This is a genomic window from Rhizobium sp. BK456 (assembly GCF_014194045.1).
Taxonomy (GTDB): domain Bacteria; phylum Pseudomonadota; class Alphaproteobacteria; order Rhizobiales; family Rhizobiaceae; genus Rhizobium; species Rhizobium redzepovicii.
The window spans coordinates 272,548-294,039 of the sequence record NZ_JACIAO010000001.1; the positions used below are offsets into that span (position 1 = coordinate 272,548).

General features: G+C 59.2%; 26 protein-coding genes. 10 read left to right on the plus strand and 16 right to left on the minus strand.

Translation table 11 applies throughout. From position 1 onward, the window contains the following. The first annotated feature begins 234 nt into the window (after positions 1-234). From FHX03_RS01550 to FHX03_RS01560, 3 genes are read left to right on the plus strand one after another with little or no spacing between them, the layout of a single operon-like run. Entirely contained in the window at positions 235-1,032 is a 798-nt protein-coding gene (locus tag FHX03_RS01550; protein ID WP_183852191.1) for a glycoside hydrolase family 108 protein, read from the plus strand. Beyond that, complete coding sequence (locus FHX03_RS01555) at positions 1,029-1,271, plus strand: hypothetical protein (RefSeq protein ID WP_183852193.1); 243 nt, start codon at positions 1,029-1,031, stop codon at positions 1,269-1,271. The genes FHX03_RS01550 and FHX03_RS01555 overlap by 4 nt, the downstream gene beginning before the upstream one ends. Before the next feature lie 5 nt (positions 1,272-1,276). Beyond that, positions 1,277-1,531 (plus strand): hypothetical protein, encoded by a 255-nt coding sequence (locus tag FHX03_RS01560; RefSeq protein WP_183852195.1) that lies wholly within the window; start codon positions 1,277-1,279, stop codon positions 1,529-1,531. A gap of 127 nt (positions 1,532-1,658) precedes the next feature. On the opposite strand, the gene FHX03_RS01565 is transcribed toward FHX03_RS01560, so the two are convergent. Continuing rightward, positions 1,659-1,865, minus strand: coding sequence for a hypothetical protein (locus FHX03_RS01565; RefSeq protein ID WP_183852197.1), 207 nt, complete (start codon positions 1,863-1,865; stop codon positions 1,659-1,661). A gap of 137 nt (positions 1,866-2,002) precedes the next feature. Continuing rightward, positions 2,003-2,488, minus strand: coding sequence for a hypothetical protein (locus tag FHX03_RS01570; protein ID WP_183852199.1), 486 nt, complete (start codon positions 2,486-2,488; stop codon positions 2,003-2,005). Between the two features lie 190 nt (positions 2,489-2,678). Here FHX03_RS01570 and FHX03_RS01575 point away from each other — a divergent pair, with 190 nt between their 5' ends. Further along, positions 2,679-3,230, plus strand: a complete 552-nt coding sequence (locus FHX03_RS01575) for a hypothetical protein (protein ID WP_183852201.1) — start codon at positions 2,679-2,681, stop codon at positions 3,228-3,230. 161 nt (positions 3,231-3,391) lie between these two features. Here FHX03_RS01575 and FHX03_RS01580 read toward each other — a convergent pair whose 3' ends face one another. Continuing rightward, entirely contained in the window at positions 3,392-3,712 is a 321-nt protein-coding gene (locus FHX03_RS01580) for a hypothetical protein (protein WP_183852203.1), read from the minus strand. A 302-nt stretch (positions 3,713-4,014) separates the two neighbouring features. Between FHX03_RS01580 and FHX03_RS34880 the strand changes: the two genes are divergently transcribed. Beyond that, complete coding sequence (locus FHX03_RS34880) at positions 4,015-4,146, plus strand: hypothetical protein (RefSeq protein WP_281413073.1); 132 nt, start codon at positions 4,015-4,017, stop codon at positions 4,144-4,146. A 256-nt stretch (positions 4,147-4,402) separates the two neighbouring features. Here the strand turns inward: FHX03_RS34880 and FHX03_RS01585 are convergent, their stop codons facing one another. From FHX03_RS01585 to FHX03_RS01595, 3 genes are all read right to left on the minus strand, one after another. Continuing rightward, entirely contained in the window at positions 4,403-4,633 is a 231-nt protein-coding gene (locus FHX03_RS01585) for a hypothetical protein (RefSeq protein WP_024315798.1), read from the minus strand. Between the two features lie 70 nt (positions 4,634-4,703). After that, positions 4,704-4,985, minus strand: coding sequence for a hypothetical protein (locus FHX03_RS01590; protein WP_183852205.1), 282 nt, complete (start codon positions 4,983-4,985; stop codon positions 4,704-4,706). Between the two features lie 86 nt (positions 4,986-5,071). Continuing rightward, entirely contained in the window at positions 5,072-5,707 is a 636-nt protein-coding gene (locus FHX03_RS01595) for a hypothetical protein (RefSeq protein WP_183852207.1), read from the minus strand. 563 nt (positions 5,708-6,270) lie between these two features. Between FHX03_RS01595 and FHX03_RS01600 the strand changes: the two genes are divergently transcribed. From FHX03_RS01600 to FHX03_RS01615, 4 genes are all read left to right on the plus strand, one after another. Continuing rightward, positions 6,271-6,459 (plus strand): hypothetical protein, encoded by a 189-nt coding sequence (locus FHX03_RS01600; protein WP_183852209.1) that lies wholly within the window; start codon positions 6,271-6,273, stop codon positions 6,457-6,459. Between the two features lie 81 nt (positions 6,460-6,540). Further along, complete coding sequence (locus FHX03_RS01605; protein ID WP_183852211.1) at positions 6,541-6,771, plus strand: hypothetical protein; 231 nt, start codon at positions 6,541-6,543, stop codon at positions 6,769-6,771. After that, entirely contained in the window at positions 6,768-7,148 is a 381-nt protein-coding gene (locus FHX03_RS01610) for a hypothetical protein (protein ID WP_183852213.1), read from the plus strand. The genes FHX03_RS01605 and FHX03_RS01610 overlap by 4 nt, the downstream gene beginning before the upstream one ends. Positions 7,149-7,208: 60 nt before the next feature. Beyond that, positions 7,209-7,451 (plus strand): hypothetical protein, encoded by a 243-nt coding sequence (locus tag FHX03_RS01615; RefSeq protein WP_183852215.1) that lies wholly within the window; start codon positions 7,209-7,211, stop codon positions 7,449-7,451. 91 nt (positions 7,452-7,542) lie between these two features. On the opposite strand, the gene FHX03_RS01620 is transcribed toward FHX03_RS01615, so the two are convergent. The 8 genes from FHX03_RS01620 to FHX03_RS01655 all read right to left on the minus strand — a co-directional run bounded on the left by FHX03_RS01620 (position 7,543) and on the right by FHX03_RS01655 (position 16,742). Continuing rightward, positions 7,543-8,001, minus strand: a complete 459-nt coding sequence (locus tag FHX03_RS01620) for a hypothetical protein (RefSeq protein WP_183852216.1) — start codon at positions 7,999-8,001, stop codon at positions 7,543-7,545. Between the two features lie 598 nt (positions 8,002-8,599). Then, entirely contained in the window at positions 8,600-11,125 is a 2,526-nt protein-coding gene (locus tag FHX03_RS01625) for an FAD-dependent oxidoreductase (RefSeq protein WP_183852218.1), read from the minus strand. 139 nt (positions 11,126-11,264) lie between these two features. Continuing rightward, positions 11,265-11,543 carry a hypothetical protein gene (locus tag FHX03_RS01630; protein ID WP_183852221.1) on the minus strand — a complete coding sequence of 93 codons (279 nt, stop codon included), beginning with the start codon at positions 11,541-11,543 and terminating at the stop codon, positions 11,265-11,267. Then, on the minus strand, positions 11,543-12,511 hold the full coding sequence (locus tag FHX03_RS01635) for a glycoside hydrolase family 19 protein (protein WP_183852222.1): 969 nt from the start codon (positions 12,509-12,511) through the stop codon (positions 11,543-11,545). Before FHX03_RS01635 ends, FHX03_RS01630 begins: the two co-directional genes overlap by 1 nt. 80 nt (positions 12,512-12,591) lie before the next feature. Then, positions 12,592-13,449 carry a sialate O-acetylesterase gene (locus FHX03_RS01640; protein WP_183852224.1) on the minus strand — a complete coding sequence of 286 codons (858 nt, stop codon included), beginning with the start codon at positions 13,447-13,449 and terminating at the stop codon, positions 12,592-12,594. Beyond that, a complete protein-coding gene (locus FHX03_RS01645) occupies positions 13,449-14,210 on the minus strand; it encodes a hypothetical protein (protein ID WP_183852226.1) in 762 nt (253 codons plus the stop codon). The genes FHX03_RS01640 and FHX03_RS01645 overlap by 1 nt, the downstream gene beginning before the upstream one ends. Continuing rightward, on the minus strand, positions 14,207-15,412 hold the full coding sequence (locus FHX03_RS01650; RefSeq protein WP_183852228.1) for a hypothetical protein: 1,206 nt from the start codon (positions 15,410-15,412) through the stop codon (positions 14,207-14,209). The genes FHX03_RS01645 and FHX03_RS01650 overlap by 4 nt, the downstream gene beginning before the upstream one ends. Before the next feature lie 7 nt (positions 15,413-15,419). Continuing rightward, positions 15,420-16,742, minus strand: coding sequence for a hypothetical protein (locus FHX03_RS01655; RefSeq protein WP_183852230.1), 1,323 nt, complete (start codon positions 16,740-16,742; stop codon positions 15,420-15,422). 61 nt (positions 16,743-16,803) lie between these two features. Between FHX03_RS01655 and FHX03_RS01660 the strand changes: the two genes are divergently transcribed. Beyond that, a complete protein-coding gene (locus FHX03_RS01660) occupies positions 16,804-16,998 on the plus strand; it encodes a hypothetical protein (protein WP_183852232.1) in 195 nt (64 codons plus the stop codon). A 3-nt stretch (positions 16,999-17,001) separates the two neighbouring features. Here FHX03_RS01660 and FHX03_RS01665 read toward each other — a convergent pair whose 3' ends face one another. Beyond that, positions 17,002-19,929 (minus strand): hypothetical protein, encoded by a 2,928-nt coding sequence (locus FHX03_RS01665; RefSeq protein WP_183852234.1) that lies wholly within the window; start codon positions 19,927-19,929, stop codon positions 17,002-17,004. Further along, on the minus strand, positions 19,930-21,369 hold the full coding sequence (locus tag FHX03_RS01670; RefSeq protein WP_183852236.1) for a hypothetical protein: 1,440 nt from the start codon (positions 21,367-21,369) through the stop codon (positions 19,930-19,932). Positions 21,370-21,492: the final 123 nt, after the last annotated feature.

Consider the following 21,492-nt stretch of genomic DNA (forward strand, 5'->3'; position numbering starts at 1 on the left):
AACGGCAGTGGAGATCGAGGCCAAGCTCTCCGCGGAAGTCATTCAGCACATTGATGCTCGGCGACTGTCCTCGGCCGAAATCAGCCGCCGATATCCGACAATCCGTCTCGAACATCTCCAGAAACTTCGCCGCGGGGAGCCTCTAAATTTCAGGGTCCTGTCGGCGCTCATCGAAGCTACGGGCGCGCCCGTCAACATCCGGGTGAACTCATGAAATTCACGTACCCCCGCGCCATGAAGCAGATCCGCATCTTCGAAGGCGGCTGGTCGAACCACCCGAAAGATCCGGGCGGCGCCACCATGTACGGCATCATCCAGCGGGAATACGATGCTTACCGGACACTCAAGGATCGCTCGAAGCAGTCGGTCCGGTTGATCACCGAAGACGAGGTCGCCGAGATCTATCGCAGTCAGTATGCGGACAAGGTTCGCTACGACGACCTGCCTGCAGGTGTCGATTTCGCGACTCTCGACGGCGCCATCAATTCGGGTGTATCGCGCGGATCCAAATGGCTTCAAGGTGCCCTCGGTATTGCCGCCGACGGAGTGGTCGGCGCGCAGACGGTTGCTGCGGCTGCCAAGGCCGATGCCCTGAAGACCATCAAGGCCATCTACAGCAAGCGCACTGGGTTCCTCCGCGGGCTGACGACATTCAGCACATTCGGCAAAGGGTGGATCTCCAGGTGCACGACTGGCGAGGCGTTCTCGATGAAGCTCCAACTCGATCAGCGTGCCACATCCCCGGCATCACAACAGATCGTCCTTCTGTCGGAATCCACGACAGCATCTAAGAATTCGAAGACTGCAGGTGCAGGCGTTGCGGGATCTGCGGCTTCTTCAGCGACATCCAGCACGCAGATCGACACGTCGAATCTTGCAGGACTGGAGAGCATTCTGGTGATCGGAGCGGTCATCGGTCTCGCCGTGCTGACCGTCTACCTTATCCACCGTTATCGCGTCCAGAAGGCCAGATCCGAGGCCTACGCCGCTGTAGCGGCAACCGCCACTGAAGCTTCAGGAGCTGCCGCATGAATCCGAGAATGCTCGATCTCGTCCGAACCCTTGTCACGATCGTCGCGACCGTGCTCCTTGCGGACAGCAAGCTGTCCCCGGATGACATCAATACCCTTGCAGCCGGCGCCACAATTGCTCTGACGCTTGGCTACGGCATCTATGAACGCAAGCACGAAGGTTGGAAATTCGGCCGGAAGCGCTTCGAGCCGGGCGCCGAGATCAAGGACGGCGGCCAGACATGGGTCTGTAAAGAGTGATGATGATGTTGACGGCACTGTTCGCATGGATGACCTCGTCGTGCGGTAAGGTCGTGGCCAAATGGGGCGCCATCGCCGCCGCCGTCGGACTGGCCTACTGGCGAATCCGAGAATCCGGTCGCGCTGCCGAACGAGCTGATCGGGCGTGCGAGACCACCAAGGCAGCCGCCAACCGAGAGAAGATCCATGACCAGGTTTCGAAACTGCCTGACGCTGATGTTCGTGATGAGCTGTCTGGCTGGGTGCGCGACGACATCTGACTGGTGCGCGTCCAACCGTCCGATCCGTCCGACCACCGAGGATGTCGCAACGATGTCATCGGGAACGGCTCGACAGATCCTAGAGCATAATCGAAGCGGTCAAGATCTGTGCGGATGGAAGCCTTGATCACGCCGTGAAGCCGGAGATGACCAGTAGCACGACAACGAAAGCCGCCAGCGCCGAGTAAAGCTTCAGCTTGCTCTTGTCGATCCGGAGAACGATGATCTCGCGCTCAAGTGGCGCACCGAGTGACTGAGGCTCGAGTACGGTCTCGCGGTAGCTCTCGACGAAAGGCACCCGACCGCGTTCGAGCCGATCTCTCCGCTCATCCATTCTTCTTCTCGGATCCATCTTCGCCCCATTATGCGCCTTAAGTCGCGAACAGCGACAATTTCCGTTCTTAAGTCGCGTTTATCGACAGATACAGCCCTATCCGCCGTCTTAAGTCGTGAATATCTTACAGCTTAAACCTATACATTCTTCGAGCGCTTCACTCGCACCCAGCGACCCCACTTCTCTTGCGGGTAGGCAATCTGCGTGATCTCGCGATTGCGCTGGAGTGCCTCATGCTGCCGAGCATGCCGCTCTGCGACCTTCCAACGATAGTAGACGGTTCCGGCAAGCGCGATGATGCACAGCGCGACGACCAGCCATGCGGCGGCCCAAATGATCCAGACGATGCCCACGAGGAGATAGTCATCTCCGTTCTTGAAATTCGACGCGAAGATCAGTTCGATCAGTCCGTCTTTTATGATGATGATCGGCGCCGCCAACATAAGAAAGAAGATGGCGAGGTATGGCAGCGCCCCCATCATCAGACGCTCCCAGCGGATCTGCCAGAGGTCTTCGTGGTAAAACCCTTGCGCCTGGTGGCCGATCCTTCCGGTGTAGTATCCAGCCATGCATAGAAAGAAAATTGCCAAAACTGCGTAGCCACCAGCAAGCGCATAGAACATTCGCGGAATTCCCCCAGGCAGCCGCAACTTCTGCATTTATAATCCCGCGAAGATATCGCGTCGAGGGGGCAGATCCTCGCTTCCAGGATAGCAATCCATGCTTCCTGGGACGAATCCGCCGGCGCTTTCGGTTGTTTGTGGGTTTCGGCCGACGGCAGGATCCTGGTCTCGTCAGACAAGGAGAACATACATGCTGAAGAAAGCCCTGAACCCGATCTGGTACCTGAACGGCCTGACGGCCATCCTGCACGATCTGTTCGGACGAATGCTGCGGTGGCTGGGCCTAATGAAATCGCAGCCGCCCATCGCCCACGACAACACGCAGGTTGATGATGTTCTAGCCGCGGCTGAGCAGGCAGCCGAGGATGCGGCGGCAATGGAAGAGCTGGGTAAGCAGATGACCCCGGCCGAAGTCGTGCGCAAATATGCGAAAGCGAATGAAGAAGATCGTCCGAGCATCGATCTGTCAGCTCTGACTGCGCAGCAGCAAGACTGGCTTCTGAGCCGATCTGATGTAGATCTGGTTTTCCTCGCGAACGAGACCGATACCGGACTCGAGCGCTCGTTGGAAGCTCTGCAAGTGTTTCGATGGAAACCGCGTCGTCCAGAACAAGAGCCAGCCCCAGTTCTGTCGACGACGCCGATGTCAGATGAAGAAAAAGCGCTTTTCATTCGCGCCCGCGTCTCGGAACTCTGGCTACCGAACGGAAGCGCCAATCCGGAACCGAAGTACCGAGGGTGAGCGGTCAACTGTCACCCTGTCGCATCTCATTCCGAAACCGCCCGAGGTCACGGCCGGGCGGTTCTCGACTTCAAAGCGTTTCAGCGCCTCGAAAAGTTCCGGGATCTCGAACAAAATGTCGCCGAACTGCGCGACGAGGCCTTCGTCGGAGAGATCAGGGATCATGCTGCACTCCGTGCGCGGTTGCGGTCGATGAATGCCTGACGCTGTGCCAGCACCGTCTTGAGCTGGCGAACTTCCGCTTCGAGAGCGGCGATGCGCCGTGCACCAGCGATAGCAAGACGGCCGAGTTCGTCCGCGCGACTAAGGGCTTCGGCGAGGTCGCGTGCCTCCCGACGGCGCATGTCCGCTTCACGAACACGATCTGCATGGCGGATCCCATTCATGAGACCGCCGGAAAGCGCCTGGGCGACGCCGTAGGACAGGACTCCAACCTGGAGCGCTGCGCTGACCGCGGGATCGGGAGCAATGTGTCGGTGCATGCGAACCTCCTTCAATCAAGAGAGGCCGACGCTATACGGACCCGGAACATTTGAGAGCCCCGCTGAGCGAAAATTCTGCTGCCAGTGTAAACAGAGTACGATCGGGAACACTGACTGGTCCGTTATCGCTTCATGCGACCGAGCTTCATTCGATTGCCAATCCTATTGTTGCATTTCGTACATCGAAGTCTCGGAAACAATGTCACGATAGGAGTCCGCTTGCCGTATCGCCGCGACAGCTCCCAGCGGTCGAGCCAGCCAGTGTGACTGCACATCGCACAACACCCCGCGAGCAGGTACCATTGTTCGAGTTGCTCGAAAGTGAGGTCGTCATCCTTGGACTGCTTGAACGGCGCGGCCGCATCCGCCGCATGGGCGGCCGCTGGAACTCCGGGGGCGGAGGATCCGGCGCCTTCTCGCATGACATCCTGTGACGACCATTGAGGTGAACAAGAACTTTACCAGGCCGGGCACGTAGCGACGCCCTGTAAGCTGCCATCGAGACTGAGAAATCGGTGGCGCGCGATATCGTCTCCAAAATCTCGCCGCCGGATTCGGGCTCATCGCTCCAGACTTCAACGCGATAGGTATGCTCCGTCGAGTCCGATCCAGATCGACGACTGCCTTCGCCAACTGTGTAACCGACGTCGGAAACTGTCCGTACGAGATCGATACCCTTGCGATGCTTCATCAGACGCGCTCGTACTGAGGCTTCCAACCGCGGCCTATCCCCTTCGACATCAGGCTGCTGGCGATGAAAAGCTGGTCGCGCAGGAAATCAGCGTCTTCAAGAAGAGATCGGATTGCAGCGACTGCATCACCATCGTGGGCCTGTAGGACAGACACGGCGAGATCGATTTCTGAAGCGGACTGGGTGACAGTTTCTTCGACAGCAATATCGAGAGCGAGCTGTTGGGTCATGAGATCTCCTTAGGAATAGCTTCCGTCGTCAACGGAATTTGTTCCTATTTTGTTCTCATTGGCTCCGGAGTCAAGCGGGGTCTTTGCAGACTGTCGCGACGACGCGCTTGTTCTTGAGGATAAGGTCACCGAGGTCGGCATCGCCGCTGAGGACGGATAGGAGCTGGTCGAGATCTGGGCGATAGAGATCGTAGGCATAGACTTCTGATGTCGGGACTTCGTAGCCGTCTTCCAGTTCGATTTCGGCGCGCACCTCGCGAAGCTCTTTCGCGACCTCTTCAATGGAGTTGCCGAATCCGGTGACCGTGCTTGCGGCCGGATCGACTGCGTATGCGTAGACTGTGATGCCCATGACGATCTCCACTGTTGGTCGAGGAGAGATATCCCGGATCACACGATCGATGTCCACTGTAGGATTCTACAGTGGACCATTACCGATCAGGATGTCGCCGTCTCTGTTTCGGGTTCAACCACAGACGTTCGCCTCCTAGCTGAAGGGCCTGCACGCTTCAGGAGATCGAACAGATAATAGATGTGTTCATCGGTCAATGCTATGCCAGCATACCAATCGCGATGGCCTTGAGCTTTGAACAAGGCGCCACTGACCTCTGGCCAGACACGGTGCAGGGCATTCAAACTTCCGTGGTTGTTGTGTTTCAGAGCATTGGCAAGACGGTGGACTCTAGCGAAGTCTGCCGGGATCTCGATATTCATTTCCCTGGCAGCTGCTTCCAATTCTGCGTGCTTGCCGTCCGAGAGCTTGCAGAATACCCGGATCTTTCGTTCCCAGTAGTGATAGATGGCCATAGCGAAAGCCTTCCTGAGTTCTCCATAGGCCTCCCCAAGCGTCTCCATCTTATAGTTATAGACATCGGCGGGATCGAAGAGCGTAGAGCCATCTTCGGCGAACTCTAGCTGGTTTTGGTACTCCCCGGATTGCAAGAGCGCTTCCCACGCTTCGGTTTCCTCTCGGCTTTTAGCCTGTATTCCTTTCGCTGCAGCGGTGAAGCTATCGCGGAGACAATCGATGCCCGATTCATACATCCATCCGTGCACGCTGAAATTAAGCTTCACGCAAACCCTCCCCGTATCTTCAGATCGTCGGCACCGAGCCGCGTCATCTGAAGAACACGACATTTCGCAAGTCAATAAGCGAGGATCTCGAATCTTGCAGGGGCCTGGGCGACGATCACCCAGCTCATCCTTGCTGAAGCTATCAGCCGCTCAGTTCAAAACTGAGGGGCTACGGCTCCCCGCTGCGGCCGAACATCTCGGCGACGGATGCGGATTAGGCTTGAGATTGCGTTCCAGTGTTTTGAACTTAGAGGCTCATAGCTTCAGCAAAACACAGTTGAGAATCTTGCTCACCGACGGTTTCCGACGGGTTGGAAAATCCAATCTGTCGGTCAATCTGTCGGTGGCGATTTCGGGCGTCCATTAGCGGAAATGAAAAAGCCCTGCATTGCAGGGCTTTCAGCTGGTCGGAGTGGAGTGATTCGAACACTCGACCCCCACGTCCCGAACGGAGAAGGCTTCGCGAAAACCCAGCATTTCTGGGACAGGCGGTTTCTATTTGTTCTCGCCTGTTCCTATTCTGTCCAGCGAAACGGTCCGCAAACGGTCCGGGAAGGATGATTATGAACGATCTCATCGAACGCATGGAAGCCCAAGCCGACATGCAAGGCCCGGAAGCTGAACTGCTGCGGGAGGGAGTTTTGAAGATCACGTACCTTCGCGAGGCATTGGCAACGTGGAGGCTTCTTGCACTGGTAATCGGCTCATATGGGGCCGGCTATATCGCTTACGATATCTGGAAGAGTCTTTGAAAAAGGCGAGGAATGGCAAGACTTAATTCTTGCACAACATGCCCAATGTGATATCATGGGCCATTAGCACATGGAGCACATATGGAAAAGGAACTAAAAGACCAACGCGTCCCGGTCATGTTCTCTAAATCGGAACTGGAACTGATCGACGATTGGCGCTTCGCACATAGAGTTGGATCGAGAGCCGAAGCCATCCGGCGGCTCTGCCGGAAGCAACTCATCAAGGACCGCCGCCTGCTTGAGGATGGACGGATCAACAAGTTGATGGATGAGGCAGCTACCCACAACGTGGAAGAGGACAGCGGTCAATGACAGATCCGCGGACGATAAAATTCCAGTTGATGCTGGCTCAGTCTGACGCGGATCACATCGATGACTGGATGTTTGCTCGCCGCATTCGATCCAGAGCAGAAGCAATCCGTCAGCTATGCAGGGTCGCTACAAGCCTGCTTGATGAACGAGACATCATCGTTCGCCTTACAGATGAGCTCTGGCCCGCAATTCAAAACGAAGCCGATCGGCATGGCCGTTCCATGAGTGCTGAGATTGCCACATTACTGGAGCAGAAGAAATCTTCGCCTCGTGAGCGGAAGAACCGGGAGAAGGCGTTCGTAGACGGCGTGCGCGTCCTTATGGAGAGGTATCTAGAGCCCGAAAATGATAGCGGATATAAAATTGAAGACGTTTAAGGAAACGTCGCTATTCATGAGCAATCGCGCCGCCCTCAAGGAGCATGAAGGATCGGGACTATGAGCGACGAAACAAATTTCCGCAAAGAGCGCGTTGAAAAACTGCTTTATGAACTGCAATACGAAGTGACGCGCGGCATAATGGAAGGAGACCTCGACGAGCACATGGGGTTTCTCTTCATGATAGGCGTGTCGAAGCAGATCAGTGATGGTGTTGTCGCGTGCGAGTTCAGAACGCGGCCAGTTCCCAGATATCATGTTTCGCCTGATGACCTTCAGCCGCGGCTTCGGGTTATCAAGTAATGCTGAACAGCCGCCGTCTCCACCTCCAAGCCTTTATCTTCGCCCTGATGTTTATCGGCTGGCTGGGGTATGAGGGGTGGAAGGCGATCGGCTAAGGCCGCACGACTGGCGTTCGCCATAGTGTCTTGTTCGCCCGCGTCTGCGCATCATCGAGCTTGCTGCTCAAGACCTCGACGCGGGTGGCAACCTTATTGATGCTCTCGATAGCGGTATCCAGTTTGCCACCGAGGGCTTCAACAACCCGATCGATCCTGGCGTTGGATGCCTCGATACCCTTCTTATTCTCCGCAACGCCTTCTAGAGCGCGCGTTGTTTGAAATGTGAGAGGCGCGATGTCGGCCACGGCCTTGTTCAAATCGATGTCGGCCTTGATACCTCTGTCGGTTTCCGACTTGAGCTTATCCTGAATGTCCTGGATATCCCGCTTCGTGTCGTTCCATGCGATAGAAGCCACTGCGACGTTTGCCAGGGTGGCGAAGGATATCCCGCCGATGACAACCAGCGTATTGAAGTTCCATTCGAACCTCTTGCTGCGTTCCGGTAGTTGCATGTTAGCTCCGTTCATTCCCCGCGCCCTGTCCGTCTATGCCCTGCGAATTAATGAAATAGGAATGTCTGGCTGCCACTCTGCACTCAGCCGTCGCGATCCCGGTGATCGTGTGGTCAGACCGCCGCTCCTGTTACGAGCAGGTGTGGCGGTCGCTTGGTCAAAGAAAAACCGCCCGAAGGCGGCCTATGGATGTCTGCGATGTGATTGCGCTCAGTCGTTCTTTGCCAGATACGCGGTTATAACCGGATAGCGTTCGTTAAGACTTTTGCGGATCGCGTCTTCGTCGCCCGCCATGAGCTTAGCCTCACGCCGGATTGCTTCGATGTCTTCGCGCCTCCGCAGCATGTTGCTGACATCTTTGGCGTCGATGCGCTTGCCCCAGAAACCGCCGCCGTTCTTTGCTCCGGAGTGTTCGGTCTTGATTGCCGGATATCCTCATGGAATTAAACGGGGGCGCTCTACCAGACTGAGCCACCTCGAAAGGAAGGGATTCGAACCCCTGACCTCCCCCGCCGCGTTGCGCTACCAGACTGCGCCACCATCCTGAGACAGGCCGGATTCGAACCGGCGACCACCGCGTCAATTTGATGATAGTCGATCAAGCTACCTGCGGCAAGATCGGATGGTTCGTATCCCGAGCCAATAGCTTGGTGCGCAGCGTCGTATAATCGACCGTCTGAACGCTTACAGCGCCGTCGATCGCCATCGAGGCGATAACGCCCGCCGCCTCGCCCTTGAGGCCGCCGGTGGGCTCCAGACGCCCCATGTACCAGCAGAGGATCGTGCACGAGGATGCCCAAGGAACAATGACATTGGTCTTCGTTGCGGCGTCTGGAACGATCTCCTCAAGAGGGACAGGGGCAATCTTGTCGGCGCCAGCCACAAGCGAGCCTGGAACGCTGCCCTGCGTATAGAGCAGGCCACCAGATGCGACCTTCCACGGCGGGTGCTTGTCGCAATCATATGAGGTGACAGCCACCGTCTTGTCGGAGCGGAGGGCCGAACCGTCCGTCTTGCAGTAGTCCTGCGCGGTCGAGACATAGCCCGTATTCTTGAGCCGCCAGATCGGGTCGCGCTGATACGGGCGGTTAGGCCAGAAGAGCAGCCCACCGGGGCCGGGGTCAAGGAAGGTTCCAGCATCAAGACCAAAGCCTTGGAACTGCGTTACCAGTGTCCCAGGAATGCGGCTGTCACCGGAATTTGCGTGCCACCAGAACCACCCGAGCTGATAATCCCTCAGATCGTCGATGACGGCAAGCTGCGCTGCCCGGTTCGCTGCGGTCGCATAGCGATAGCCGCTGCCTGGCAAGTCGGTCGACAGGCCACCGGAACCGTTGTTCACGTCCATCTTGTTCGTCGAGCCGCCGACCGCGAACTGCAGGATGGTCGTGGTAACGGCCGGATTGCCGATCGTGACGCTGGGGTTGAGGACATAGGCGCGGGCCGCTGTCTCGTAGCGCAGGGAATTATAATTCCGATGTGGGTCCATTGTGGTGACAGGAACCAAGCGCGCCGGGTCGGTCGTCATCGCAAGGCGGTAGTTCATGCTTTCGATCGATGGATCAACACCATCGACGGTAAGGCCGGGAAGCGGCATTTCGCCTTGGATGTCAGGCAGCAGGCCAGATGCCTGAACGCCATCCGTGATGTAGGGGCTGATATCCGAGCCATAGGGCTTGCTGAGAGCGCTTGATCCCTTGTAGCCGTTGTTGGCTTCCGAGCCGGCGCCGGCCGCCTCGCTGCCCGTGAATGTCGGAATACCGGACGATTTGTGGATGTATTCCCCGTCATAGTCCGCGGCGATGAACTGCCGAGCCGTGAAGGTCCGCCCGTCGTTGGTCTTCAGCGCAGTGTCCGTGGTGCCGACAGAGGTGATGGACTGGATGCCGGTGGAGAAGTAGACCGGGATATCCTGCCCGAGAATAAGCGTGCCGTTCGTCCGGGTCGGGTCGAGCATCCGGCGCACACCCTGGACGAACTGCCAGCTTTCAACAGAGTTGCCGGTCTGTGTGTTCGTGTCGGCGCGGTTGATGATGGTGCTGTTGACCCACGATGTGAGGTCTCGATAGAGTCCCTTGAGCGCCGTGAAGTTGTAGCAGTCCACGTAGGCCAGGCCCGACGCCGGCATGCCGCCGATATCCCAATCGGTCTTTGCCAGATCGTCGAGAACGAGGGCAACGGTCTTGCCTTCCTGTTTGGCGGCATAGGCAGCACAAACAGCCGTCCAGCTCGCGCCGTAAACGAGAACGTCATAATCGGCCGTCGTCGGGGCATAGCCCGCAGCATAGGTGTCCACATACCCAAAGCGGATTTTGTAGTAATAATCCAGCAGCGCCGCGCTGATTTCCCGGCATTGCGCATCGTTCAGGGTCACGTCGAAGATGGCGAAGAGGCCGCAGTCCTTGGTTGAAAGTGCGCCGCCATTGATGCCGCCGAGGTGAATTGTCGGGTTGGTCGCGGGAGAGACATAGGTGGGTGACGGGGCTTCGCGGGTGATGCCGAAGGTATCAAGGCTATTCGGGCGGATGCTGTGCATGCCTTGGCCTGGGGTGATCGTCGTCGAGGTCGAGACGTAGTTCGTAGCCTGCAGGCGCGCGTTGAACTTGCTGGACGCGTCTTTTGTGTTTGCCCCAATACCATCACCGCCGGCCGTCTGTGCGCCGAATTCACCACTGCTGCCGCCTGTCGAGGTCCGCGAATAGTAGAATATGGTGAACTGCCCCTGAGAGAAGCTCTGAAGCCCAATGCCGGTGTTGTATTTTGCAGTAGAAGTCCACCCGCTCCAACGGTCGTTTGCCGTATAGGTCGGCACGCCTGCACCGGTCAGCGTGAGGTCGTTCGTGCCTGGGTGGAACTTGTTCAGTCTGCTATTGATCTCAGTCGGCGTATCCGGGGTGTAGAGGGCTTTGGCATTCGTCATGCTTATGCCAGCGCCCTTGATGCGCGTGATCAGGCGATCGTAGGCCAGCTTCTCCGAGCGGCGCATGGTGATGCCCTGCGCTGCCTTGGCCGTCTCCAGCGTTGTCGTTTCAGATTGGAACGTGAAAGCAGGAAGCGATGCACTGCCACCACCTCCGCCCAACTGGTTGGTGATGCCGAGGCTGAGTGCTAACGTCGTGCTCATGGGCGCTTACTTTCGGCAGGCCGGCAGCGTGTCGCACGTCTGGTTATGTGCGACGATCTGCTTGGCGAAGGGGATATCGTGGGCGATGATGTATTGCCGTGTGCCGGCCGATGGGGTTAGGCGCTCGAACCCGGCGCCGTCATTCGCAGAGGTTGTCGCTTGGCACCCAGACACCGCCAAGCCGGCGGCAAATATCAGCGGGAGAGAGCTTGCCGATCTCAGCATTGGTCTTACCTCGTTCTTTGATGAGTTCCATGGACTTCTGAAGGGCGGCAGTGCGCTCGGCATCCCTGCCCTCATTGCGGGCCGCAGGAAGCCACCAGACAGCGTTGATGACGATAAGGATGGATGCGGCGGCCAAAGCCCCGGCAAGCGCTGCAGCGGGCAGCTTGAGGGAGTCAGGGATGAACGACAGCATCAGCTTTCAACCGCCTCGCGAATGTCCTTGATCGCCGCAATGATGTAGTGTCGCAAGACAAGGCCGCTGATTGCGACAATCAGGATGGCCCCGATGATGATCGCGAGCGCACGCCAATCGAACCCGGTTAGTGCCGCGACACCGAGACCGCCGCCGCCGCCGAATGCGCTGCCGGCCCAGCCGAGAAGGCTGAATTTCTTCTTGACCTGTCGTTCAACCGCCGTTGGCACGACGGGCTTTTCTTCGACGACAGGAGCCGCCATGAATGCTGCCTGCTTTGTCGATGAGCCGGATATAGCGAGAAGAGCTTTGTGCAGCTCTGCGCGAGTCTTCGGACCTACGTCCCCGTCTGCGGCAATGCCTGCCTTCGTTTGGAACTGCTCGACGGCTTCTGGTGCGAACCCGAGGACGACCAGCGCCAGTCGTGCATAGTGATCGATACGGTCTGCGAGCCCGTTGATGCCACCGTTGATCTTCTTAGTGATCGTCTCGATGTCGCCCTGATCGGCCCATCGGTTCAAATGGCGCGTATCCCAGTACCAGAGAGGAGCCAGTCCTTCCCATGGGTCAGTATTGACGAGATCGGGGCTGGCAACAAAATCCGGCGGGTTCAGGTTGTTTCCGTCGCACCATTCGTAGAATTCCCGATAGTTCGCCTTCCCGGTGATCTGGACGGCTGTCCGGCCGGCATAGAGCTTGCCGTCCCCATCGGTCGCAGGTGTATTGCCGAGGTCGGCCCGCGTATCGTAGCGCTTCTGTGCGGCTGTCGGGCCCCAGATTTCACGGTCAAAGCGAAAGTCACCGCTCTCGTGCATGATCTGGGCATAGTACTGGACAGCGCGATGAGGCAGATCCAGACCGAAAATAGATCCGTATTGGTCCATCGCTTGAAGCACGGAATTGAGATTGGCAACATTTACCGGCCCGTTTGCGGCCGCACGAAGTTGCTGAGCGGTGATGCTGCTCATGGAAGGCTCCAGATTGTGGATATGGCAAAAGGCCCGCTGCCAAGGGCAACGAGCTAGGTGGCTTCGATGATGTGGAATGCTTAGAGGTTCAGCGCTGCCTTGAGGGCGGCAACTGCCAGGGTGGCGCGCTGCTCGGCGCCAGCTTCATTCAGGTGGGTGTTATCGTACCGGCCGGATGGGCCGATCAGCTCGACGTTCTCGCCGGCAAACACAGTGCTGTTGTTCACGACGCTCGCCTGAGCAGCAAGGATGCCGGCATTCGTGTTGCCGTAGTAGTAGGCTTCCTGGGCGACGAGGACAGGGCAGCCAGGAATGGCGCGGTTGAATTCGGCAATCACCTTCTGCAGGCTTGCGGCATAGGAAGCTTGCGAGGTGTTGGCGGCGGTGTCGCTCTCGCCCTGCCCCCACATGATTGCGGTGCATGGGAGGCCGGCGTCTCGGATGCGAAGCCCAACCGTGTTGATGATGTTGAACAGGTATGGAGCTTGCGAGGGATCGGCCCATTGCCCGACGCGGGTATTTCCAACCGCCATAGGAACGAGGATGACGCGATCATAATGTCCATCGGAAATGAGTTTATCGGCCATCCGCATCATCCACGTGCCGCGCTGGTCCGTCACCGTGCCGCCGCTGACGTTGATGCCGAGCAGCGGGTCTTTGGCCTTGTAGAGCTTGCCGTCATGGATATTGATCTGGTCGATATTCGTGTTGACCGGGACATATGGCGTCGGCACTTCGTTGACGCTCAAGGACTGCCCGATAACGACGATGACGGCGGTATTGCTGAGATCGCCCTTCGGAACCTCAATGCGGCCTGTCAGGTCAAGGACAGGATCAGCCCCGGTAATGACTGAGCCGGGGGGATAGATGTAATACGCCTTCTCGCTAGTATAGCGATTGTAGGCCAGACCTGAGCCCCCGAAGAGCATGGCAGCCATCAAAGCACCACCGAGCCGATAATGCCGGTTTGGTAGCCGCAAGGTTGCCCTCCATCGCCGAACCAAGTCTGTGTGCCTCCATTGCCGCGTTCAAGCCACCGCAATTCATGGTAGCCGATCCCGACGTATCCAGCATATCTTGCCCACGCTGGCAAGACGGGAAACGCGCTACCGGCAGCGGCTGGGTTTTTCACCTGGGAAATATCGGAAGCCGAGGTATCCAAGCCGATCCCGACGAAGCCCGCAACCGCCGATGCAGCGCCGTTGATCATATAGGCTGAGGCCGTCACATCCACCATTCGCCCAGAGACGCCACAGAAGACTTCGATCTGGTTCAGCGGGTTGTTGTTGGCCTGCCGCCATTGCGCTGCAGAATAAACCCAAGAGTCCGCGGTATCGACACGGCAGACCGGCACGAGGGTCGCGTCTTCAAGACTCCAGACCAGCCGTGATTGTTTGGTGCTGCGCGTCTGTCCCGCAGCGTGGCAATGAAACCCGCCGACAAGATGGGCGTCTCCGGTCGCAATCCCGGCGAACGCGGAGGCATTGACGATATCATCGCCGCTCCGAACCACCTGCAGATCCCGGGTCGTGCTGTTCGTCCAAGCCGGGCCGATGACCAGCCCACCTGAGGTCAGGAAGACGTCGTAGTTCTTGCCCAACACAGCCGATGACAGGTCAAGTGTTTGACTGCCGTAGAACAGTGTGCCGGTGGTGACATCTGTTTCTGGAAATTCTTCAATCGAAACGGAAAGTCTCATCGGAATACCTCAACTCCTACAGCGGTTGGATCGAAGGCTCCGGTTCCGGAGCGGACTGCGATTATTCGGACTGAGCCAGTTGCCTGACCACCTGTCGCGTTCACGTTGATCGTGTCGACGTTGGCTGCAGTGGTGCCTTCCGCCCCACATCTGGTCACATAATTCGCATCCGGCATCGCTGTGGTGAAATTGATCGTATAATCCCCGGCGCCGTTCCTTGTGACGCTGGTGACGTTCCCGGAGCCGAGGATTGCGCCCGTGGCTCCGGTAAATCGAACCCACGCCCGGCAAGCGTAGACCGGCGCGCTGCCTGTCGCGTTCAAGGCATCCCGGAGCTTCAGCGGTGTCAGAACGGTTGCGTCATCAGTGCCGGCCGCAGCTTGCGCCGTCGAGGCTTTGGTGACGGTGATGACCTGGTTCGAAGAGAGCGCGCCGCCGCCCGTTGCCAGGCCACCGCCGGAAACCGTGGTGGTCTTGTCCACCTTCAGCGCAGCGGATGTTGCCACCGCGCCATCCGCATAAGCCGTTGTCGCCAGCCGGGTCGAATTGTTGCCGGCGGATTGCGTCGGCGCCGTCGGGTTGCCGGTGAAGGCCGGAGACGCGAGCAAAGCATACCCGGAGATCAAAGCCCCTGTCGGGATGGTGACGATGCCGGTGAACGTCGGGCTATTGAGCGGAGCGCCGCCAATGTTCGACAGAGAGGTGGATGCGCTCAAGACATCGGAAAGATTATTCGCCGCCAGCAGTGCGCCGGTCACCAGTGTGCCGCTGATCGTCGCGGGGTCCATCAGAATGAAATCGGTGCCGTCATACCAGAACGAATGATCCTTGCCGGCCACCAGATCTCCGACAACAACCGCGACCTTTCCCGCCGGCGTGATCCGCTTTATGGTCCGCGCGTTCGCGCCGCCATACTTCAGGGTCGGCGCCGTGGTCGTGTTGGCTCGGTCGATCCGGACGCGGATGATCTCGTAGATGTTGATGAACTGCGGGTTCGAGGAAGGGGTGACGATATAGGCGTCTGCAGAGCCGGTCGTCGGATAGAACGGGTTGAACCGTCGCCATGAGCGCTTGATTGCGCCCATCATCATCCGGCCGATCAACTCGATGGCGGCCGGCACGCCTGGAGGCCACCCGTAGGGCGCAACTTCGGCGTTCTGGTCGTCGCGTTCGGACCAGTTGTCGTCTGCAATATCTGGCATGGAGACCTCAGTTCACCCGGCCGCGGCTATCGAAGTAGCCGAGCGTTTCGAGATTATAGGCTGTCAGCGTTCCGGCGGTTTGCGAGTTGTAGATCTGCCCTGAGCTGTTCGTTCTGACGTCCAGAACCAAAGACATCGCCTGGGCAAACGCCGCAGTATTGGCAAACATCTGCAAGACGCCGGTTCGAGCAGAAGGCAGAGATGCGCCTAAGGACGGGTCCCAATGGTTCGCATTCGGCATGACACCTGCGCCGTTGTTGATCTGCACGCCGATCCTCGCCATGACAGAGAAAGCGGTAGGAACCTTGATCGTGCGAAGCGTCGGAGTGGTCAGGATAGCGGTTATGTCTGCGGTGGGGGCCTTGTATTCAAAGAAATCTCCATCCTGGATGAAGGCGATGAACGACCCGGCCGTCCGGTAGAGCGCGCCAATTCGCCGCTTCCTGTCATAGCTCCCGGGCATCGTGGGAGCCGTGGCGCTCAGCGAGAGCAGCGAATCCACAACGCCGGTATCCGATCGGGCGATGATGTAGGGATAATACCAGCCGTCGGCGATCGCCCCTGTATCAAGCCACCCATTGCCGGTGCCGACCGCCCATGAGACGTTTGCCACCTTCGTCAAGCCGCTCGCAAGACTCATGAGCGCCGGGGTAGCTCCATCGCTCGCTGTGGCACCCGAGGTGATGTCGATCGAGTTGGTGGGATCGCCGGCATTGTTGGAAAGCGTGAGGCCCCAGAGATAGCCACGAAGGAATGGACCGGTCGGCGTCGAGGGCGCGACGGACAGCAGAAGCTGGAAGGCCGAAAGCTGCGCCGAATACTGGATGAAATACGAGTTGCCGGCGACGAGATCGCCCGTGGCGAGCGCAACAGGGCCGCTCGCACCGTTCTTCAGCACCGCGATCGGAGCAGCGCCACCGACCGAAATCGTGGTTGCTCCCGTGTTCGATAGCCCCGCGACGAACGAGATGATCTGCCCATCTCCATAGGAGAACTGCGAAGCCGAAAGCGTCTGAGCGTTGGCGGTGCCCCCTGATGTTCCGCCGAACGACACGGCGCCGGAGTTAGGCTCGGCCGTCTCCTGATCCCAGACGAGATTTCCGAGCGAATCCTTGACGACCTGGCGATATGAGCCTGAGCCGTAGATGATCGCCCTGCCCGCGCTATCGAGCGTGACAGGGTTCGGGTTGAGGATCGTCTGGGCGCTGTTCTGCCAGGTGTCCTTCGGCGTCGTGGTGCCGGGGATATAGAATTCGACAGTTCCGGACGCCAGCGGAACGCCATTGGCATCAAGGAACGTCGTCTCGCCTGTCGGCAAAAGCGATGCCATCTTAACCTCTTCGATGTCGTGTGATAAAAAGGTGGCCTACTCCCCACCTTATGGAGACGTGATGGCCGAGCGCCTTGGAGTTACTGTGTCGTGGATCGGCACGACCCTCACAGTGATCATGCTGTTGTTTTTCGGAAAACTTGCGCTCGACGGGATGATGACATGGGCTTTTTGGCCCACGACCATCACCGCCATCGTCTGCTTTCTCCCGCACTTGTTCGGAAGAGCTGCCCGTTTCGTTCTATCCGGGTTCTGACCGCTATTTGCGGGGAGGCCGCAGCAGTTCGTTCGGAGCCTGCATCCCGATGCTGAGCGGCACCGCCCCGCTTGACCGCAGCAATGGCGCCTGAGCTCCACGGATGGGAGCAAGAAGCCTATTCGCTGTCCCGGCTGGCGCCACAGCCTCACGGAAGCGCGTTACGTCTCCGCTGAGGGCTTCGGCCATCAAACGGTTCCTCGCGATGTCACGGGCTCTCTGGGCCGCCTGCACGCCCATCTTGCCAAGCGATAGGCCGGCACCGGCAATAGCCCCCGGAATGCCCCCGACCTGATACCCCCCGCCGATGACGAAGGGAGCCGACAGGCTCAGGCTGGGCGTGACCTGTTTGACTTCCGTCAGCTTGTTGGCCGCCTGCCGCGGGGCCGTCTGAGAGCCGGCAAACAGTTTCGCGTTGGTCTGGGCGATCCGCTGCTCATCTTTCAGCGTCTGGACAAGCTTCTGCGTCTCGCTCTTGCCGAGTAGAGATTCAAGGCGAGCGACATTGAAATCGACATCGGCGATGGCCTCGCCCTTTGCCGCGGCGTTGCGGACGCTGCTGATCGTCTGATCGACGGCTACTCGCGTCCCAACCTTTGCCGCATCGAGCTCGGCCGGCGTGGCATCCTTCACCCATGCTTCCCAATATTCAGGCCGGTTCTCGATCGAGCCTTTGCCAGTGCCCCCTTTGAAAACCTCCAAGCCCTTGTCGAAAGCATCCTGGATCGCGTTGTCATCGGCGTATTGCTTCTGCGCCGGCCGATACTTTCCGCCGGTGGCGTTGTCGATCTGGTCGACGATCTTCTGACGGACATCCCGGAGCGCACCAGCTACGAGCTTATCTTGACCGGAAGCGCTCTTGGCTAGCGTGTCGGCTTCGGTGCGGAGGTTCGACTGGATCGTATGCAGGCGATCGGCGTCGGTCAGCATCTCGTTGCTGTTGGCGAGCTTGGCGCGGACGCGGGCAAGGGCCTGCTCTACCGGACCCTGCGGAAGATCGCTCACCTTCCCGACGACGCCATTGACGCCGGGTGCGATCACATTGTCGATGGATTCTAGGACCGGCGTGATGTCGACCGGCTGAGCACCTGTAAGGGCGTCTCCGAATGCCTGCTTTGCATTGGCGCGCGTTGTTGCCTTCAGGCCATCGAGATATGCCTTGACGTCTGGAACAGTGCCGGCGGCGGCATCATATGCGTCAGTAACGGCGCCTTTAGCGCCTGCCACACGGCTCTCCACCGCCGAATTGAGGACAGACCGCGGGGCACCCCCTTGGGTGGCGAGGTTCATGCCGATCTGCTGCAGATTGGTATCCACATCCATCGGGTTCAGGCGTGGGTTGCGGGCCATCTCGAGCGAGATGTCGTCGACCGTCTTGCCGGACTCCGCCAGAGCTGCGGTAAGGTTGTTCGCCGCTGCGCCCCTTGGCGTCATCGTCAGGAGCTTGTTGCCGGCGGCTTCTGCGCCACGCAAAAGCCCCTCTGCAGCCACGGGTGCGAGAAGCGCCCCGCCAATGCGCGCATAAGGTTCGAACTTCGTGCCTTCAGTCGCCTGTCCCGCCATCTCACTCGCCACGCCGGGGACGACGCCGTATTTGACGGCATTGGTCAGAAGATTTCCGCCACCAAACGCAACGGCGCCAGGAATGAATTCACCGGCCGAATGGGCAACTTTCCCCCATTCCGTCTTGGGCGCATAAAGGTTCTCGTCCATGAAGCCACGAACGGCGTCCTGCGCCCGATCAAGCGGCCCGTTCTGCTCCGTCATTGCCTTCTTGAGCGATTCACGCTGCTCTTCGGTAGGCACAGGCGCGCCGACAAGGTCGTTGTGCTGAGTGAGAAAATCTACAAGCTTATACGATAGCCAATCACTCAAACCTCCAGCCGCACGGGTGGTCGTGACGGGCAACATGGCCGTTTCGGCTGTGCCGCGAGCGAGACCAGACGCACCAGATGCGGCTACGTCACCAGCGACCGAAGGTGCTTGAGGCGTCTGCGGTTCTCCGGTGATCAACTTCTCAAACGGGGTATGTTCGCGCTTCTGACCAGCCGCCATCCCAGCAGCCGGGGCTTGCTCGTTCTGGTCGAGGCCCCATGCCTTGATGAGTTGTTCGTCAGGGGATGGCGTGGCGGCGGCAGGCGGTGGTGCTTCGCCGGTGTCCTGGATTCCCCATGCCCGCATCAGATCGTCACTGGAGGGGACAGAAGCCGCAGGCTGGGCCACAGGAGGCGCAGGAGTGGCGTTCTGCTGCTGGTCGGTCTCACGTGGCTGCAGATGCGGGATCGTCACCAGCGGGGTAAACTGAGGCGTTGCGTTGCTGCCGGGAGGCGGGACGTAATCCACGGTGTGGACGGGATTGGCCTTGAGTGTGCCGCCGGCCATTGCATCGAGGGCAGCGGAAGCACCATTGCCCTTTTGCGCCGGAGCGAAGGCCAGCGCCGAGGTGTCACCGCCCTGAAGACCGGGCTTCATCCCCCAGATCGCAGCCTGATCTTTTGTCAGACCTCCATCCCACGAGCCGCCGGCCATGCCGAGCTTGTCGGAGCCGCCAAGGTCGAAATGCATGAGGTCCATCGCCCCATACTTGCCCTTGTCGCCTGAGAAATAGCCGCCCCACCGGAACTGCTTTTCAAGCTCGGGATGATCGCGCATCTGGATAGCGCGCGCCGCCTGGGCGAGCGCCTCATAGGCGCTGAACGCCTCGGGCGACTGGTAATTAGGAACTTCCTTGCCATCCGGCCCGATGATGCGGATATCCGTGGCATGACCGGAACCGTGCTGGCGCTTGTCACCCGGGCGGAATCCCGAATAGGCCTGCACCGTCATGCCCGTGGCTTCGGCGGCCTTGTTCAGAATATCGACAAGGCGCGGGTCCACATTGTTCGCCCCGCGAGCGACAAAGTTACCGACCTCTTCGAATTTGCCAGCCATTTATTTCGCACCATCGTTGACGGAAGGAGGAGCCACGATCCCGAGGGCCGTTGCGGTCTGCAACGACTTCAGGAATTTCTGTTTGTCGTCCGCAGACAGACCCTTGAAGTATTTCGCGCGCTCTGGCCCCTTCATGAGATCGAAGCCATAGGCGACCGGATCGTTTTCGGCGTTCCACTGCGTCGACCATTTGCCATAGGCAGAGGGGCTTTGGCCGGTCGCCCCGAAGGCGCGAACCTGAGCATTCTGCATGCGGCGCAGCGAGAGCGCGGTCTTGACGACGTCGAGCGCCGCGGCATTGGAAATCCCAAGGCTCGGATTGCCGGCGAAGGCAGCGGCCAGCTTGTCGTTCGTCCCGGTATCGCCGGCGCCGCGCGCGTACTGGACGAGATATTTCCGCGCCTCGTCGTAGTTCTTCAGGTCGTCGGTCGGAGCGATGACGCCCATCGAGGTGAGGAAGGACTGGATTTCCTGGAGCTGCTCGGTGCCGGGACCGGTGCCCGTCGTGCCGAGGGCTTCAAGGGCCGGGAGTGCCTTCTGGAGGGGAACAACATCCTGCTGATAGGTCCGCTCCCTCGCGTTATCCTGGCTGAACTGGGTGGCGGATGCCTGAGCAGCTTGCGACTGGGCCTCGATCTCGCCAGCTGGAGGACTTGTGACGACGCCGACGGACGGCTGCGTCTGGGAGGTCTGAACTGGGGGAGGGGCGGCGGCCGGAGGCGCCCCAACCGGTGGAAGATCCTGTTGCTGGACAGGCATCGGAGGCGGAACGAGCTGGTTTGCCTGCCCCATCGGCGCAGTTTCTGGAACCGCGGTGAGCGCATTGACGCCGGCCTGCTGGAGCAATTGCCCCTTGGGAACGAGTACCGTGCGGCCCTGAGCGTCAGTCGTCTGGACCAGATCTGCGCGTTCGGACGGGCTTGTCGTGACGGGAACAGGCGCGCCGATCGCGCGAACGCCGGTGATCGGAGAGACCGCCGCCGGGGTGATCGACGACCCATTGTTGACGAACTGCGGCGTTCCGTAGATTTGCCCGAACCGCTCCTGGCCGGCCAGAGCCTGCGTGTTCATCGTCTGCAGCCACTGCGGGATCTGCGCCGGATCCTGCGGCATGGTGGCCATCGCCTGATCGCGCATCTCGGGCGTGATGTAGCCGAGCTTCACGGCCTGGTTGGCGTAATTCTGGATGACAGCCGGCCCATCGGCGGTACCGACGCGCGGATCCTGCGCCACCGAACCGAGAAGCCCGACAAAGCCCTCGTACATCTTGTGCGCCTGGTCGATCTTCGACTGGTCGAGCTGAACCTGGCCTTGCTGCTGCTGAAGCTGCAGGAGCTTGTTGGTCTCCTGAGCGTTCTTGATGCCGGCAACAGTGCCGATCGTGTCGAGAAGGCTGTTCTGGTTGGCGCGAGGATAGAAATCCGTCTGAACTTCAGCCATTATTTGCCCCGATGCAGATCCAAATGAGCGACATTCGTTTGTTCCTCGATGCAACCTGCGTTATAAACGACGAGCGCCCCGGATGCTGGAAACATCACGAGGCGCTCTAACCGAAACGATCAT

Bases quoted from the DNA above. Each gene is read 5' to 3' on its own strand.
- FHX03_RS01610 (WP_183852213.1), top strand. From the start codon at position 6,768: ATGACAGATCCGCGGACGATAAAATTCCAGTTGATGCTGGCTCAGTCT.
- FHX03_RS01620 (WP_183852216.1), bottom strand. From the start codon at position 8,001: ATGCAACTACCGGAACGCAGCAAGAGGTTCGAATGGAACTTCAATACG.
- FHX03_RS01635 (WP_183852222.1), bottom strand. From the start codon at position 12,511: ATGAGCAGCATCACCGCTCAGCAACTTCGTGCGGCCGCAAACGGGCCG.
- FHX03_RS01570 (WP_183852199.1), bottom strand. From the start codon at position 2,488: ATGTTCTATGCGCTTGCTGGTGGCTACGCAGTTTTGGCAATTTTCTTT.
- FHX03_RS01550 (WP_183852191.1), top strand. From the start codon at position 235: ATGAAGCAGATCCGCATCTTCGAAGGCGGCTGGTCGAACCACCCGAAA.
- FHX03_RS01590 (WP_183852205.1), bottom strand. From the start codon at position 4,985: ATGGGCATCACAGTCTACGCATACGCAGTCGATCCGGCCGCAAGCACG.
- FHX03_RS01580 (WP_183852203.1), bottom strand. From the start codon at position 3,712: ATGCACCGACACATTGCTCCCGATCCCGCGGTCAGCGCAGCGCTCCAG.
- FHX03_RS01625 (WP_183852218.1), bottom strand. From the start codon at position 11,125: ATGAGCACGACGTTAGCACTCAGCCTCGGCATCACCAACCAGTTGGGC.
- FHX03_RS01650 (WP_183852228.1), bottom strand. From the start codon at position 15,412: ATGCCAGATATTGCAGACGACAACTGGTCCGAACGCGACGACCAGAAC.
- FHX03_RS01585 (WP_024315798.1), bottom strand. From the start codon at position 4,633: ATGACCCAACAGCTCGCTCTCGATATTGCTGTCGAAGAAACTGTCACC.
- FHX03_RS01665 (WP_183852234.1), bottom strand. From the start codon at position 19,929: ATGGCTGGCAAATTCGAAGAGGTCGGTAACTTTGTCGCTCGCGGGGCG.
- FHX03_RS01605 (WP_183852211.1), top strand. From the start codon at position 6,541: ATGGAAAAGGAACTAAAAGACCAACGCGTCCCGGTCATGTTCTCTAAA.
- FHX03_RS01660 (WP_183852232.1), top strand. From the start codon at position 16,804: ATGGCCGAGCGCCTTGGAGTTACTGTGTCGTGGATCGGCACGACCCTC.
- FHX03_RS01655 (WP_183852230.1), bottom strand. From the start codon at position 16,742: ATGGCATCGCTTTTGCCGACAGGCGAGACGACGTTCCTTGATGCCAAT.
- FHX03_RS01565 (WP_183852197.1), bottom strand. From the start codon at position 1,865: ATGGATGAGCGGAGAGATCGGCTCGAACGCGGTCGGGTGCCTTTCGTC.
- FHX03_RS01615 (WP_183852215.1), top strand. From the start codon at position 7,209: ATGAGCGACGAAACAAATTTCCGCAAAGAGCGCGTTGAAAAACTGCTT.
- FHX03_RS01560 (WP_183852195.1), top strand. From the start codon at position 1,277: ATGTTGACGGCACTGTTCGCATGGATGACCTCGTCGTGCGGTAAGGTC.
- FHX03_RS01640 (WP_183852224.1), bottom strand. From the start codon at position 13,449: ATGGCTGCCATGCTCTTCGGGGGCTCAGGTCTGGCCTACAATCGCTAT.
- FHX03_RS01670 (WP_183852236.1), bottom strand. From the start codon at position 21,369: ATGGCTGAAGTTCAGACGGATTTCTATCCTCGCGCCAACCAGAACAGC.
- FHX03_RS01630 (WP_183852221.1), bottom strand. From the start codon at position 11,543: ATGCTGTCGTTCATCCCTGACTCCCTCAAGCTGCCCGCTGCAGCGCTT.
- FHX03_RS01555 (WP_183852193.1), top strand. From the start codon at position 1,029: ATGAATCCGAGAATGCTCGATCTCGTCCGAACCCTTGTCACGATCGTC.
- FHX03_RS01575 (WP_183852201.1), top strand. From the start codon at position 2,679: ATGCTGAAGAAAGCCCTGAACCCGATCTGGTACCTGAACGGCCTGACG.
- FHX03_RS01600 (WP_183852209.1), top strand. From the start codon at position 6,271: ATGAACGATCTCATCGAACGCATGGAAGCCCAAGCCGACATGCAAGGC.
- FHX03_RS01645 (WP_183852226.1), bottom strand. From the start codon at position 14,210: ATGAGACTTTCCGTTTCGATTGAAGAATTTCCAGAAACAGATGTCACC.